We start from the raw sequence: 13,567 nt of genomic DNA, 5'->3' as shown, positions 1-13,567 counted from the left end.
GTGTAGTCATAATTCTCGCGCCGTCGCAAAGACGTAAATCACGATGAATCTATTAGTGTTCATTATTGAAAGTGGTATACTTATTTTTCTCTGTGCAATCTCCGTGTAACTCTGCGTGATAATTGTTAAGTCGCAAAGACACAAATTAGGTGAATAGGTAAGTATAAATCCTAAACTAATTTAGCTATTTATCAGGCTAGGAGTAATTCGCTGAGAGGCAATTTTAGAAGCCACAATTCCTAATCCAAAAATGGTGACTAATACAATTAGGACATTAAAAAAGTTAATACGAACAGGATACGCTAAATCTGGAGTTAGCATTACAAACTCAAAAGACTGTTGTGTAAATACAATAAGTAATCCAAGAGTCACTCCAATAAGTCCACTGACTATCGTCATTAAACTACCTTGTAAAAAGAAAATAGATTTAATAGTTTTGGTTTCCGTTCCTAAATAATATAAGGTATTGAGTGATTTCTTCTTGTCTAGAATCATCATTATAATTGCACCAATAACATTGAATAATGCAATGATAATGACTAAGGTAAAGATGAGGTAAATGGCAAGGTTTTCGGTATTCAGCATTTTGAATAACGCATCATTTAATTCTGCTCTATTTTTTATATTGAATTTATCTCCGAAGACAGTTTTAATTTGAGACCTAATAAAATCTTCATTAGCCTCAGGATTCAATTTAATCTCAATAGAACTTCGTTGGTTCTCTTTATAACTAAGTAATTGTTTTGCCAGTTCAATATCTGAAAAAACATAATTATTATTGTATTGCTCGTTGATATCAAATAGACCAACGTTATTTACATAGACTGAATTATAATACCCTTGAATAGAGGTGGCTTGGCCTTTTCCAACCTTGGGAACATAAAAGGACAGTGGCTTTAAATAATTTAGAACACCAAAAGACAGATTATTAGATATTCCCCAACCAGAAACAACTTCATTAGTATTAGGAGTAATCCAATTTCCTTTAGTTACCATTGAGTCAATACTCGTAACATTTTGGTAGTTTTTATCTACACCTTTTAGGGTGGCGATAAGATTTTTATTTTCAGATTTAATAAAAATACGTTCTTCAATAATTTCGGAAGATGCTACAATACCTTCAATTTTTAAAAGGGAAGTATAATCATTTTCAGACCATTGAAACGATTTACCTTCCGAAGGTATCAATTTCAAATCTGGATCTATAAAAGTAGAAAAATTAAGACTATAATCTTTTAATCCGGCAAATACAGATAAGACAATAAAAAGCGCCGCTGAAGCAATAATAACTCCACCAGAAGCAATTAAAGTCATTATATTAATAGCATTATTACTGCTTTTAGAAAACAGATAACGTTTTGCTATATATAAAGGAAAATTCACTTAAGATTTTTTACGCTTACCTAGTAAATCAGGATTTTCTAAAGGATTATCTTCTCCTTTTAAGGAACGCTCAATACCATCAATATATTCTAAAGAGTCATCAATAAAAAATTCTAATTGAGGCATACGCCTTAGTTGGTGACGTGTACGTTGCGCCAACTCGTGCCTAATAAGAGGCTTATTAGATGTAATACCTTCGAGTAAAGGCTTTGCTTCTTTATTAGGAAAAATACTAAGATAAACCTTTGCTACAGAGAGATCTGTAGTGACATTTACTTTACTTACTGAGATAATAACACCTCGCAAACCACCATCAGTAGCCGCTTTTTGTAATACTTCTGCTAAATCTTGTTGGAGGATGCCTCCTATTTTTTTCTGTCTTTGTGTAAATTCTTCCATGATGATTATTATAACTAATCATCTGCAAAAGTAGAGGTTATTTAAGGATTATCTTATTTTTGAGTGTAAATAATTAATGAGATGTTCGCTTTTGCGAAAACTGAAACGGATATTTCCTTTTTTTAAGGGAACGAAAAAAAAATTATTCATGAAAAAAATAGAACATATCGGAATCGCAGTAAAGGATTTAGAAAAATCAAATTCACTTTTTAAAGCCTTATTTGGCGAAGACCATTATAAGATAGAAGATGTTGAAAGTGAAGGGGTAAAAACTTCATTTTTTAAATGTGGTCCTAATAAAATTGAATTGCTTCAGGCTACTAATGAGGATAGTCCGATTGCAAAATTCATTGAGAAAAAAGGAGAAGGCATGCATCATATTGCTTTTGCGGTTGATGATATTGAGCAAGAAATAGAGCGTTTAACGAAAGAAGGTTTTACCATGATTCATAAGCAACCAAAAAAAGGTGCCGATAATAAATTAATTGCTTTTTTACACCCAAAATCCACTAATGGAGTTTTAATTGAGCTTTGTCAAGACATAAAGGAGTAAAAATTCTTTGACAGTTTTAAAATATGTAGTAATATTGCAGACTCTTTTAAATAAGAGTAAAGATTAACAGCAATGTTAATTGGTCCCATAGCTCAGTTGGTTAGAGCACCTGACTCATAATCAGGTGGTCCTTGGTTCGAGCCCAAGTGGGACCACTAGTAAAACCAAGCCTTACAGAGATGTAGGGCTTTTTTTATGGATTATAAATGATTATAGAGCGTAAAGGCTTTGCTTAAAAATTAAATCATCCCTCCAAAAAACACATGACACCCTATAAATGCGATTACGGATAAAATAATACCAATTAAAAAAACATTAAACGACTTTCGAAGTAATTTGAATTTACGATCTATTGTTTTCCCTAAATGGTAAGTGTCTGTTGCAATGGTTTTATATAACTCATCGCCTTCATTCATTAAATTGGTAATGTTATTTACGTACTCATCTTCTTCCATATCATGAAAGTTGCCGTAAAACATTAAGTTTTTCGTCTCACTTTTTCCATGCACTAATTCTGGGCGTGTTGCAAAAATCGCAAATGCGATTGAAGCTAGATTCGTGAACAATATCATTACTACGGGAAAGATTAGATGAGGATCTGTACTTAATTGACTCATTACCGTACCTAGAATTAATGATAAAATTAAAGCGTTTATGGATATTAAAATATTAGATTTTGTATCTATCATTGTGTTCAGAGTATACTGATTTTTAGATAACAATCTAAATAATGTTTCTACTCCTCTTTCAGACCTTGGTGCAACTTTCGCCAATTTCTTTTTTAATTGTTTTAAGGAGTCTTTATCAATATCTAATTCTTCCATTAAATATTTATCCTCTGCCTTTACTTTTGATTTATCTCCCATAGTTGGATGTTTTATAAATTAGACCATATTTAAAAGTATGGTCTTTTTACAAATTTACGACTACTTAATTCTTAATCAATAATAGAAATAACAATTGCTCAGTTATATGATGTATAATTCTAGAATTAATAAGTAAGTAAAACAGAAATAGGGTACAATGACTTTAGTAAAAGTGATATTGAATGATTCAAACCTAATTTCCTTATCCTTTTCAAACTGCAGAACTACTTTATCTGCAATATTTGTAATCATTTTTTTGGATAAGCACCTTTCCATTCAATAAAAAGTAAATAAAGAAAATCAACATTTTTAGCACTGTTATGAGCTAATTCATCGCGATGCTTTTCTAACTTTTCTTTACTGCACATCGTTGCTATAAACTCATCAAAAGAGCTTGCTGTGTCACCACTTCTTCCTAATTGACTAAACGCAAATCAATCAACTACCATTCTAATGCTCAAGTGCGCTGATGCTATCTGGTGATTTCAGTTCTGGATACAATGCCTTCACGACTTTTGTAACAATATGATAGGTGTTTTCTGCAAAATGGCTATGATAAAAAAGTACAAACTAGTCCTTAAATAAAGGTGAAGGGATTATAAAATTAGGGTAGAGAAAATTAAGTGTGGGAACCGATTCTACCCTATTTATTAAAGCCTCAAATTATTTTTACTTTGGATTTGTAAACACCAATCTGTCATCTATGTATGATTATGACGTAATTTTCTTATTCACTATTGCAGCAACTACAATTCCGAAAAGAATATGCCCTATTAAACCTCCCATTAGGATCACTATCATATTACCAGAAGGAGTTGGCATTGTAGGGAATATTTGCATCATTAGACCCATACTAATTTGAGCCATGACAAAGGCAATTATTCCAAATACAACCCCTTTTCCTAAACTTGAAGTGATTTTCGTTAGCCAGTCTTTGATAATAAAACTATATATTAAGGCAAAAATAATTCCAATCATAAAATGCATAATCCAACCGATGGCGACCGAAGCGCCCATTGTTGTCGCTAACATTTTTGGAGGTTCCATTTTAGGCATTCCTAGTTGTGCTGCTATCATCATCATAGCGCTCATTGCTATTGTTGCTACTATTCCGGCAACAACACTTCGTAAAAATTTGTTATTCATAATTTTAGTTTAAAATATTAATCGAAAAAGGCCTTGAGTTCTTTTTTAAGGTTGTCCCATTGGTCAGCATCTCCAGAAATGATTTGGCTAACTTCTTTTAATTTTGAAGTTCCAAAGCCAACAGCTTCCTTCAGTCCGATATGTGGTGGTAGAGATAAGTCTCCACTACTTACAACTGCATCAATAATAAATGGCTTGGTACTTACTTTTGCGATCTTTATGGCATTTTCTATGTCTTTAGCTTTTTCTACTCGGACGCCTTCACCACCGCACAAACGAGCGTAGTCTGCAAAATTGACATTCTGCTGCTCTAAAGCATCCAAAGCAGGTGCGAGTCCAACTTCTTCCATTTCCAATTTCACAAAACTTAACTGAGAATTATTGAGAATAAGGATTTTAACAGGAAGATTATATCTTACAGCCGTAATAAAATCTTGCATTGCCATATTGAACGCTCCATCTCCAGAGATACACCATACTTCTCTACCAGGATTGGCCATTGATGCTCCCATAGCTGCAGGAAGTCCGACAGCCATAGAGCCATGATTAAATGAGCCCATAATTCTTCTATTGGTATGAAATGAAATATGGTGTGCAGCCCAAATGGCCGAGGTGCCTGTTTCAACAGTAAAAATGGCATCGTCTGAAGCATATTCATTAATATAACGTGTAAATATTTGTGGATGTAACGGTTCGTTATCGCGGTCTGGCGAAGCTTCCTCTAATTTACTTTTTTTCCATTTGGTGAATTTTTCGTTTAATGTTGAAAGGAATTGGTCATCAGTTTTTTCTTCAACTAATGGAGTTATTGCTTTCACAAAAGTATTTACATCACTGTGTACACCAATGTTTACACTTGTTCTATTTCCTATATTTTCTTCTCTTATGTCAACCTGAATAGTCTCTGTATCGTGAGGTAAAAAATCAGTGTACGGAAAATCAGTAGCGAGCATGAGCAACAAATCACATTTCATCACCGCATTATAGCCCGTTGGGTTCCCAATTAGTCCTGTAAGTCCAACCGTATTTTCTGTATCGTGGTCAAATATGTCGGTTGCTTTTAGCGTATGTGTAATGGGCGCTTTTAATTTTCTAGAAAGTTCAAGGATTTCGCTTCTGGCTTCTCTGCAACCATGACCTGCAAGAATAGCAACCGTCTTGGCATTATTAATGGCTTCTACGGCTTTCTTGATGGAGTCGTTACCAGGCATTAAAATAGCATCAGAATTATAAATAGGACGCAACATTTGTTCGTTTTCTGCTTCCATTCCAGCAACATCTGCAGGAAGCTCAATTCGGCAAACTGTTTTCCGGGAAACCGCAATCTGAATAGCACGTAAAATGACACGTGGTGCCATTTCTGGTGTTTTAATAATAGCTTGATAATCACAAACATCATCATATACTTTTGTAAGATCGACCTCTTGAAAATAATTTGTCCCCTGTTGTATTTGGGGAACTTGTCCTGTAATAGCGATTACTGGTGTTCGTGCTTTTTTAGCATTATAAAGTCCATTAATTAGATGTAAGGCTCCAGGCCCTACTGTTCCGGCACAGACAGCAAGCGAACCTGTAGATTCACTATCTCCAAACGCTGCAAATGATGCGTTGCCTTCATGCTTAAAGCCAATCCAATTAACGTCATCCGTTTTTTCGATAGCTTTTACAAAAAAGTTGAGGGCATCACCCGTAACACCATAGATATTTTTAACTCCTGTTGCTGTGAGTATTTCCAATAATTGTTCTGATACGTTTTTAGACATAGTTTTTTTTTTAATAAATGGTAAATAAGCCACCATTTGTAGTTAATATTATAAAGGCTGCTATAAAAAATATAATGTCATAATGCCAACCAAAGCCTTTTTTAGCGTAAAATCCTGTTTTCCACTCAAAAATTTTCTTATAAATGGCTCCAAGCATTATCAACATAATTAATAAGGCGCCCACTTGCGTGAAAATCCCTAAAATAATTGAGGCAGCAGCAAGCATTTCTACGATGCCCACTGCCATAGCGGCCGGCGCGGGCATTCCCATACTTTCTCCACGTTCTTTAGGATTGGTTGCGTGGCTCTTGCCGCTACTAAAAAACACCACTCCAACACTAATTCGAAGTAATAAAAGCGCTACAGGGCTTAAGAAGGTGACATCTATTAGTTCCATAATGCGACTTTTTACTGTTAGATTATCTAATAAATTTTATAGAATTGATTTGTTTAAAATTATATCAAATCAATTCAAATCAATGTAATGTTTAGTAACTCATCTTATTGACGCATATCAGAAAGAAAAGAGCTGTATTGCATTGTCCTCGTTAAATGATTTAAACAGCATCTCTATCGATACAATTTCTTTACAAATGCTCCTATGCTTAAGCCTTGTATAATTATTGAAAATAAGACGACTACATAAGTAATATATAAAATCAGCTCGCTCGATAGATCATTTGATAAGCTTAAGGCAAGGGCAATTGATATTCCGCCACGTAATCCTCCCCATGTTAATACAGCGACTGTTTTTATTGGCTTCTCTGCGTTGTGTTTTAGAAGTGAATAAGGAAGTAAAACAGAAATAAAACGGGCTACCAATACAATGACAATAGTAAGAACACCCAATAGCAAATGTGTGAGGTCAAATTTTAGCAAATGAATAGCCAATCCGATAAGTACGAATAAGATACCGTTAAAAACATCATCTAAAATTTCCCAAAAAGAATTGATGGCTTTTTGTACAGCGTTTTTATCTTCATTGACGTGGATTTTGTTTCCTATTAATAAACCGGCAACAACCATCGCTAACGGTGCCGATATATGCAGCATAAATGCGCCTGCCGTTCCTCCCATAACTACAGCAAGTGTGATCATTACTGCTAACTGTGGGTTTTCTTTTAATGATTGAATGCATTTTAAGCCAAGAAAACCGATGAGTAATCCGTAAAGTAATCCGCCTACTGCTTCTTCTAGAAATAATGTGCCTATTTCTGTTCCTATTTCAGTTGAACTGTGTTCGCCTGTTGCAGTAGCAATTAATAATATACCAGAAAAAACAACAACACCAATACCATCATTGAACAAGGATTCTCCTTCTATTTTTATACCTAAACTTTCAGCAATATTTGCTTCTTTTAAAATAGCCATCACGGCAATTGGATCGGTAGGTGAAATTAAAGCACCAAATAAAAGTGCGTGCAGAAAAGGCAATTCTAAACCAATCCATTGTGCGGCAAAAAATACTAAACCACCAACTATAAATGTAGATATGAGAACACCTAACGTTGCAAACAACAAAATTGATTTTTTCTCTTTTTCGAGTGCGGCGAGGTTAACATGCAGTGCACCTGCGAACAATAAAAAACTTAAAATACCATTGAGTAATAGTGTTTTAAAATCGGCGTTAACAATAATATCACAAAAGAATCTATAAAATTCTGGAAAAACAGATTCGCTTAACATTATAGGAATGATTAAGAGTAAGCTTAAAATCATCAACCCAATAGTTGTTGGAAGTTTTAACCACTTATAATTGATGTAGTTAAAAAGTGCTGCGATTGTAAATACAATACTGAAAGATTCGAACATGTTATTTTGATTTTGTATTAATATATTTCCCAACAAAAACACCGATAACAATGGCAAGGTAAAATTGCCTATGATGTTAATTTATAACTGCAACATAAGCAGAGTTAAAATCACTTAACATAAAATGAATAGGCGTTAAGAGAAAATTACAAATATTTAAAAGGGAGATTAACTATTTGCAATTCCGCATTAACCTTATTTACTGTATCTATCTATTGTTTAAATTATAACACTTTCATTTTAAAAGTGCTGTATTCTACTTTGAATATTATACTACTTTTTGGCTAATATTTTGAGTTTATATATAGAAAGTACAGAAAGAAGTACTGCAATAACAACAAGCATCATTACTGGTTCTGGTCTTGCAAAGAACTCCATTGCTAAACCGCCAATCATTGTTGCCAATAATAAAAAATAGGCCAATTTCCCTAAGTTATTTGTGTTCTTAATAGTATATATGATGAGAAGAATCGCAATTACGAGTTCCACGCTACCTGTAAACACTCTAAAAATATCTGGATCTATCGGTACTAACGATTTAAACTGTTCAAATCCTTTGACGCTTTTTTCAATTCCTACTAATTTTGGAATTGCAAAAAATAGCATAAGCGCAGCGGCTATTAAATTACTTGCTTTATTCATTGTTTTCATTTTTAGTTTGTTTAATATGTTTTATTCTTAAATTAAATTTACATCTGTAATGACCTCTAAAAGTGCAGGTCCATTATGTTCATTGAGTTTTTTCATTGCTGGTATTAAATCTTCCAGCTTTTCTACACGAATTCCTAAAGCACCACAATTTTCTGCATATTTTGCAAAGCTTGGATTGGTTAGTGATGTCTGCCACACGTCAACTTCTGCTGCACGTTGCTCTTTTGAAATTTTTCCTAGTTCAGAATTATTAAGTACAATGTGTTTAATATTCATATTGTATTTTACGAGCGTATTTATTTCAGCTAAATACTGACCTAATCCAGCATCTCCAGAAACAGACCAAATAGGTCTTTTATTACCTTCTGCTGCCCAGGCACCCATTGCCGCAGGCAAAGCGAAACCAATAGATCCTAAATATCCAGACATTAATATGGATTGACTTGTAGGCTCAAAATATCTTCCGAAGGAATAGGTATTGTTTCCTACATCTACAGCGATAACTGCATCTTTAGGTGTAATTTTATTCATTGCATCAAACACAGAAATTGAACTTAGTCCATCACCACAATCTTTCAGTCTACTCACTTTTTCTTCTTTCCAAAGGGACCATCTTTCTTCAATTTCTATACGTTGGTTTGTAGTATTAATCGTATGCTTTGTTTGCGCTATAATTACCTTAAGCGTTTCTGAAATTTCACCCCAAAGTGCAACATCAACTTTATGGTGCTTGCTTAACGCCATTGGATCAAAATCAACTTGAATGATTGGTTTTTTGGGTGTTATACCTGTATGGTTAGAGAAGGATGCGCCAAAAACTAACAATAAATCACTTTCATTCATAAACCAAGAAGCTATTGGTGTTCCGCTTCTTCCTAGTACACCACAGCCTAAAGGGTGATTATCTGCTATTAATCCTTTTCCTTTAAATGTTGTAATAATTGGGCAGTTTAATAATTCGGCGTAAGCGATTATAGCATCCATTTGAAAACGGGCGCCGTGACCTACAATAATGACAGGGCGTTTGGCTTTGTTTAATAAATTCACTGCCTCATCAACCATCTCTTTTGGAGGTGAAATATTGAAAGGTGTGATTCTATTTTCTGGTGTTTGTGCTTTTGCATTTTCTGGTTTTTCAGTAAAGGCTACCTCATCTGGAAATGTTAAATGAACCACATCTCTTTTTATTAAAGCAGTTTTAATTGCAAGAGACATCAATTCACTATGGTTAGAGTTTAAATGCACCGCGTGATTAAATTGGGTAACATTATCAAAAGCTTTTACTAAGTCTACTTCTTGAAAAGCGCCTGTTCCTACTACTTGCGTATTAATTTGTCCTGAAAGTGCTAAGAGTGGTGCTCTGTCAACCTTTGCATCCCACATTCCTGTAAACATATTTGTCGCACCTGGACCAGCGATACCAAAGCAGGCTGCGGGCTTCCCAGTTAACTTAGCATAGCCAGATGCTGCAAATGCAGCTGCACCTTCGTGCCTAATTCCAAAAAATTGTAGTTTTCCTTTTTCCTCTTGCCTTCTCATAGCATCTGCTACTGCTAGATTACTATGACCTACCATTCCAAAAACGGTATCGACTCCCCAATTCACCATTGTCTCCATCATTACATCTGAGATCGTTTCTTTGTGTGGCTCCTCTTCTGGAATCGCTACGTAAATAGCCTCTCCTTCTTCCTTTACTTCAAAGTTTTTAATTCCATCATCAAACCCTCCAGGTGACTGTCCGTTGCAAGGGTCAAAATCCCAACCGTGCCAAGGACAGCGCAACATGCCGTTTTCAATAGAACCTTCGCCTAGAGGTCCTCCTTGATGTGGACATTTATTATCTAATGCTGAAAATTTTCCTTTATAATGTGTTAAACAAATACCTTGGTGACCAGCAGTTACTGTTTGTACACGACCGTCTGGAAGCATTTTTCTATCGTCTAGAACCTTATACCATTTTTGTTTTTTCATAATAAAATTGATTTAGTTAGATCTGATTTTAAAACTGAATTTGATGAATATTCACAGATCTAACGGAATATATAATCAATAAAATAAGCCCAAACGTGGATACAACTATGACTGAAATTTCCAAAGATGTTGAAATATTGTAAATGTCATTACTACCGGTTATAACTCCTATTGAGAGTTATAACCGGTACTACATTTGTATGTATCGTTAGCTGTTTTTTAGCACATTTATTGCTTCTTCAAAAAAGGCTACACCTTCAGATTCTACGATTGTATCTGCATTAAGAACCGCACCTTTAAAGTCACCAGATTTCCATTCTCCAGATGGTAATTTCGGTAATTGTGAAGTGTCTATTGTACCACCATTTTTGTATCCAGAGATATATAAATAATGTTTGTCGCTAATAGCATCAGGAATTGCCAAACCTAATCCAATAGTAACATCAGAATCAGGTAATGCATTATAAATGCCAGAATCAAAGTGATGTGGCCAAACTCTAATTGATGTATTAAGATTATAGTTTTGATCTATTTTTTCAAGAACTGATTGCGCTAAAACACGTAGGTTTTTGAGTGCATTCAGTTGGTCAGAATCTAACAATTCAAACGTAAAAGAATTGTCGATTGCATAAGGTAAATCGTAGTGAAACGCGTAATGATATGTTTTATTTAAATGGGCTTTAGACGTGTCCGATAACCAACTTAAAACTTCAGCATGCATAGCACCATCTAACTCAAAAGTTGTAGTTCCTTTATTAGATTTCCATTGTAATGCGAACTTTTCATAATCTAAACATAATTGATCTCCATTCTCTGAAAGTGTATGCGTACAAAGACTTCCATTTTCTTTATCAAACCCTAAGTTAGTATGGCTATCGTCTGGTTGTTTTTCTAAAAAGCTTATTCCTGCTGCAGCTAAATATTGAGCCGCTAAATGCATTTGTTTTTCCATAGTCTGTTTTTTTATCTTATTCCTGCGTAATTAATTCCTGTAAGTTGATGTATATCTCTATCGTATGTTGACAAATCTTCTTGGTTAAATTTTGTAACATTATCATAACCACAAGCACGTGCAATAACTCTAATTAAATCGTTGCTTGCTTCAAAGTAGTTTTGTAATTGTTTAGCTGAAGAATCGATAATCAATCTGCTACGCAACGATTCTTTTTGAGTCGCAATCCCGACAGGACAATTATTACTGCCACAAGCACGCATCCCTAAACACCCAATAGCTTGTAATGCCGAATTAGATACCGCAATAGCATCTGCTCCCAACATCATGGCTTTTGCAAAATCTTCAGCGACACGTAGACCTCCTGTAATAACTAAAGTGACATCCGTTACACCAACTTTATCCATGTAAGCTCTTGCTCTCGCTAATGCCGGGATGGTTGGCACATTAATATGATCTCTTAAAATAGTAGGAGCAGAGCCTGTTCCTCCACCACGACCATCGAGAATAATATAGTCGACACCAACATCGAGTGCAAATTGAATGTCTTTTTCTATATGACTTGCTGCGATTTTAAACCCGATAGGAATGCCGCCTGTACGTGCTCTTACTTTATCTGCAAATACTTTAAAATCTTCAACAGTATGAAAATTTGGGTTTGCAGCTGGTGAAATTGCGGTTTCTCCTTCTTTTAATCCGCGAACTGCTGCAATTTCAGCACTTACTTTATTGCCTGGTAAATGTCCTCCTGTTCCTGTTTTTGCTCCTTGACCGCCTTTAAAATGAAAGGCTTGTACGTTATCTAATTTATCCCAAGAAAACCCAAATTGAGCGGATGCTAATTCGTAAAAATATTTAGAATTACTCGCCTGTTCCTCGGGTAACATGCCGCCTTCACCAGAGCAAATTCCTGTTCCTGCTAATTGTGCTCCTTTTGATAAGGCTATTTTTGCTTCACGAGATAAGGCTCCAAAACTCATATCACTTACAAAAAGTGGCATATCTAGTTCTAATGGCTTTTTTGCCTTTGGCCCAATCACTACTTTAGTAGCAACAGCTTCATGATCTAATAAAGGTCTTGAGGCTAATTGTGCAGGCAAAAACTGAATATCGTTCCATTTAGGAAGTGTATCTCTATCGACTCCCATAGAAGCAGAAAACCCATGATGTCCAATATTTTTTAAACCATTTTGAGCCAATTCTTTTATATAACCTGTGTATGGTTCTGTGTCTTCTGGATGCGTATCTGCGTAGGCTCCTAAATAGGCATCGCGATTAAAAGGTTGTGGACTATTGACTAAATAAGCATCAATTTCGAAGGCATCTACAAATAAATCATCACCTTCAATTTTGGTAGAAAACTTATGAAGGACTTCTTTGTTATTATATTCTGAAACTCCAGAATCTACACGATAATCCCATCCATGAACTCCGCATATAAGATTGTGACCATCTACATGACCGTCAGACATTAGTGCTCCTCTATGCAAACATCTTCCGTAGAGTACGGAAATATCGTCGTCAAATTTGACGATGACTAAGTCTAATCCGTTAACGAGTGCGTGTTCTGGTTGCTTATTTTCTAATGCGCTTACTTGAGCAATAACTACTGGTTTTTTCATGATTTAGGTTTTGATTTAATGTATAATATTTTTAGAATAATTAAACTGCTAAAAAGCAATAGAGAGTAGTAACACATTGGAGTACCTGAAGCTGTTTTTGGGCATTCGGCATGTCCTGTGAATTGCATGATTGAAGCCACTAAAGCAATGCTACCAGCAAGCCCTGTAAATAAAAAATACAAGACATTACCCTTTTTAAAGAGATGTGATATGAGTGGAATAATAAAGCAGATTAGAACAACCAAACACATTGGTATATGCATTATTTTAGGACAACCGTCCCCTGTTTTAAATTCTTCAATTACTAATCCTCCAGCACCAAATAATCCTATTATAAGAATCCCCAGAATACTGTAATATGTGATTTTGTTTGACATTAGTTTTTAATTGATACGCTACTGTTTTCGTTAAAAAAAACAAAAGCATATTAGCCTTCAAAATAGTGCTAA

The 13,567-nt window shown here is 34.8% G+C and carries 14 protein-coding genes and 1 tRNA gene; 2 read left to right on the top strand and 13 right to left on the bottom strand.

Features of this window, described 5'->3' with window-relative positions; translation table 11 throughout:
* Positions 1–180: 180 nt before the first annotated feature.
* Positions 181–1,383 (bottom strand): ABC transporter permease, encoded by a 1,203-nt coding sequence (locus HM986_RS04930; RefSeq protein ID WP_179333942.1) that lies wholly within the window; start codon positions 1,381–1,383, stop codon positions 181–183.
* Positions 1,384–1,782: a 30S ribosome-binding factor RbfA gene (gene rbfA, locus HM986_RS04925; RefSeq protein WP_020897400.1), complete on the bottom strand. Its 399-nt coding sequence runs from the start codon at positions 1,780–1,782 to the stop codon at positions 1,384–1,386.
* 148 nt (positions 1,783–1,930) lie between these two features.
* Here rbfA and mce point away from each other — a divergent pair, with 148 nt between their 5' ends.
* Positions 1,931–2,335 (top strand): methylmalonyl-CoA epimerase, encoded by a 405-nt coding sequence (gene mce, locus HM986_RS04920; protein ID WP_179333941.1) that lies wholly within the window; start codon positions 1,931–1,933, stop codon positions 2,333–2,335.
* A gap of 81 nt (positions 2,336–2,416) precedes the next feature.
* A tRNA-Ile gene (locus tag HM986_RS04915) sits at positions 2,417–2,490 on the top strand.
* Between the two features lie 84 nt (positions 2,491–2,574).
* Here the strand turns inward: HM986_RS04915 and HM986_RS04910 are convergent.
* From HM986_RS04910 to HM986_RS04860, 11 genes are all read right to left on the bottom strand, one after another.
* Complete coding sequence (locus tag HM986_RS04910; RefSeq protein ID WP_179333940.1) at positions 2,575–3,201, bottom strand: Pycsar system effector family protein; 627 nt, start codon at positions 3,199–3,201, stop codon at positions 2,575–2,577.
* Positions 3,202–3,303: 102 nt separating this feature from the next.
* Positions 3,304–3,453, bottom strand: a complete 150-nt coding sequence (locus HM986_RS04905) for a hypothetical protein (protein WP_179333939.1) — start codon at positions 3,451–3,453, stop codon at positions 3,304–3,306.
* A 459-nt stretch (positions 3,454–3,912) separates the two neighbouring features.
* Entirely contained in the window at positions 3,913–4,347 is a 435-nt protein-coding gene (locus HM986_RS04900) for a DUF6789 family protein (RefSeq protein ID WP_179333938.1), read from the bottom strand.
* A gap of 17 nt (positions 4,348–4,364) precedes the next feature.
* The gene (locus HM986_RS04895; RefSeq protein WP_179333937.1) at positions 4,365–6,110 is read right to left on the bottom strand and encodes a thiamine pyrophosphate-dependent enzyme; all 1,746 of its coding nucleotides are present in this window, start codon (positions 6,108–6,110) and stop codon (positions 4,365–4,367) included.
* Between the two features lie 10 nt (positions 6,111–6,120).
* Positions 6,121–6,507, bottom strand: a complete 387-nt coding sequence (locus tag HM986_RS04890; protein WP_179333936.1) for a DoxX family protein — start codon at positions 6,505–6,507, stop codon at positions 6,121–6,123.
* 173 nt (positions 6,508–6,680) lie between these two features.
* The gene (locus HM986_RS04885) at positions 6,681–7,922 is read right to left on the bottom strand and encodes a cation:proton antiporter (RefSeq protein WP_179333935.1); all 1,242 of its coding nucleotides are present in this window, start codon (positions 7,920–7,922) and stop codon (positions 6,681–6,683) included.
* A gap of 273 nt (positions 7,923–8,195) precedes the next feature.
* Positions 8,196–8,573 carry a DoxX family protein gene (locus HM986_RS04880; RefSeq protein WP_179333934.1) on the bottom strand — a complete coding sequence of 126 codons (378 nt, stop codon included), beginning with the start codon at positions 8,571–8,573 and terminating at the stop codon, positions 8,196–8,198.
* 27 nt (positions 8,574–8,600) lie between these two features.
* Positions 8,601–10,544 (bottom strand): thiamine pyrophosphate-binding protein, encoded by a 1,944-nt coding sequence (locus HM986_RS04875; protein WP_179333933.1) that lies wholly within the window; start codon positions 10,542–10,544, stop codon positions 8,601–8,603.
* A gap of 208 nt (positions 10,545–10,752) precedes the next feature.
* Complete coding sequence (locus HM986_RS04870; RefSeq protein WP_179333932.1) at positions 10,753–11,496, bottom strand: hypothetical protein; 744 nt, start codon at positions 11,494–11,496, stop codon at positions 10,753–10,755.
* Between the two features lie 11 nt (positions 11,497–11,507).
* Positions 11,508–13,118 carry a glutamate synthase-related protein gene (locus HM986_RS04865; protein ID WP_179333931.1) on the bottom strand — a complete coding sequence of 537 codons (1,611 nt, stop codon included), beginning with the start codon at positions 13,116–13,118 and terminating at the stop codon, positions 11,508–11,510.
* Positions 13,115–13,495, bottom strand: coding sequence for a hypothetical protein (locus HM986_RS04860; protein ID WP_179333930.1), 381 nt, complete (start codon positions 13,493–13,495; stop codon positions 13,115–13,117). The genes HM986_RS04865 and HM986_RS04860 overlap by 4 nt, the downstream gene beginning before the upstream one ends.
* Between the last annotated feature and the right edge of the window lie 72 nt (positions 13,496–13,567).

The sequence above is a fragment of the Winogradskyella costae genome (assembly GCF_013403865.1).
Lineage (GTDB): Bacteria > Bacteroidota > Bacteroidia > Flavobacteriales > Flavobacteriaceae > Winogradskyella > Winogradskyella costae.
The sequence above is the reverse complement of the archived record's forward strand: the minus strand, read 5'-3'. Positions and strand labels throughout refer to the sequence as shown.

What these genes read in the sequence shown, in the direction of transcription:
- mce (WP_179333941.1), top strand. Translation starts at nt 1,931, where the DNA reads ATGAAAAAAATAGAACATATCGGAATCGCAGTAAAGGATTTAGAAAAA.
- HM986_RS04895 (WP_179333937.1), bottom strand. Translation starts at nt 6,110, where the DNA reads ATGTCTAAAAACGTATCAGAACAATTATTGGAAATACTCACAGCAACA.
- HM986_RS04900 (WP_179333938.1), bottom strand. Translation starts at nt 4,347, where the DNA reads ATGAATAACAAATTTTTACGAAGTGTTGTTGCCGGAATAGTAGCAACA.
- HM986_RS04905 (WP_179333939.1), bottom strand. Translation starts at nt 3,453, where the DNA reads ATGATTACAAATATTGCAGATAAAGTAGTTCTGCAGTTTGAAAAGGAT.
- HM986_RS04885 (WP_179333935.1), bottom strand. Translation starts at nt 7,922, where the DNA reads ATGTTCGAATCTTTCAGTATTGTATTTACAATCGCAGCACTTTTTAAC.
- HM986_RS04865 (WP_179333931.1), bottom strand. Translation starts at nt 13,118, where the DNA reads ATGAAAAAACCAGTAGTTATTGCTCAAGTAAGCGCATTAGAAAATAAG.
- HM986_RS04890 (WP_179333936.1), bottom strand. Translation starts at nt 6,507, where the DNA reads ATGGAACTAATAGATGTCACCTTCTTAAGCCCTGTAGCGCTTTTATTA.
- HM986_RS04860 (WP_179333930.1), bottom strand. Translation starts at nt 13,495, where the DNA reads ATGTCAAACAAAATCACATATTACAGTATTCTGGGGATTCTTATAATA.
- HM986_RS04875 (WP_179333933.1), bottom strand. Translation starts at nt 10,544, where the DNA reads ATGAAAAAACAAAAATGGTATAAGGTTCTAGACGATAGAAAAATGCTT.
- HM986_RS04870 (WP_179333932.1), bottom strand. Translation starts at nt 11,496, where the DNA reads ATGGAAAAACAAATGCATTTAGCGGCTCAATATTTAGCTGCAGCAGGA.
- rbfA (WP_020897400.1), bottom strand. Translation starts at nt 1,782, where the DNA reads ATGGAAGAATTTACACAAAGACAGAAAAAAATAGGAGGCATCCTCCAA.
- HM986_RS04880 (WP_179333934.1), bottom strand. Translation starts at nt 8,573, where the DNA reads ATGAAAACAATGAATAAAGCAAGTAATTTAATAGCCGCTGCGCTTATG.
- HM986_RS04910 (WP_179333940.1), bottom strand. Translation starts at nt 3,201, where the DNA reads ATGGGAGATAAATCAAAAGTAAAGGCAGAGGATAAATATTTAATGGAA.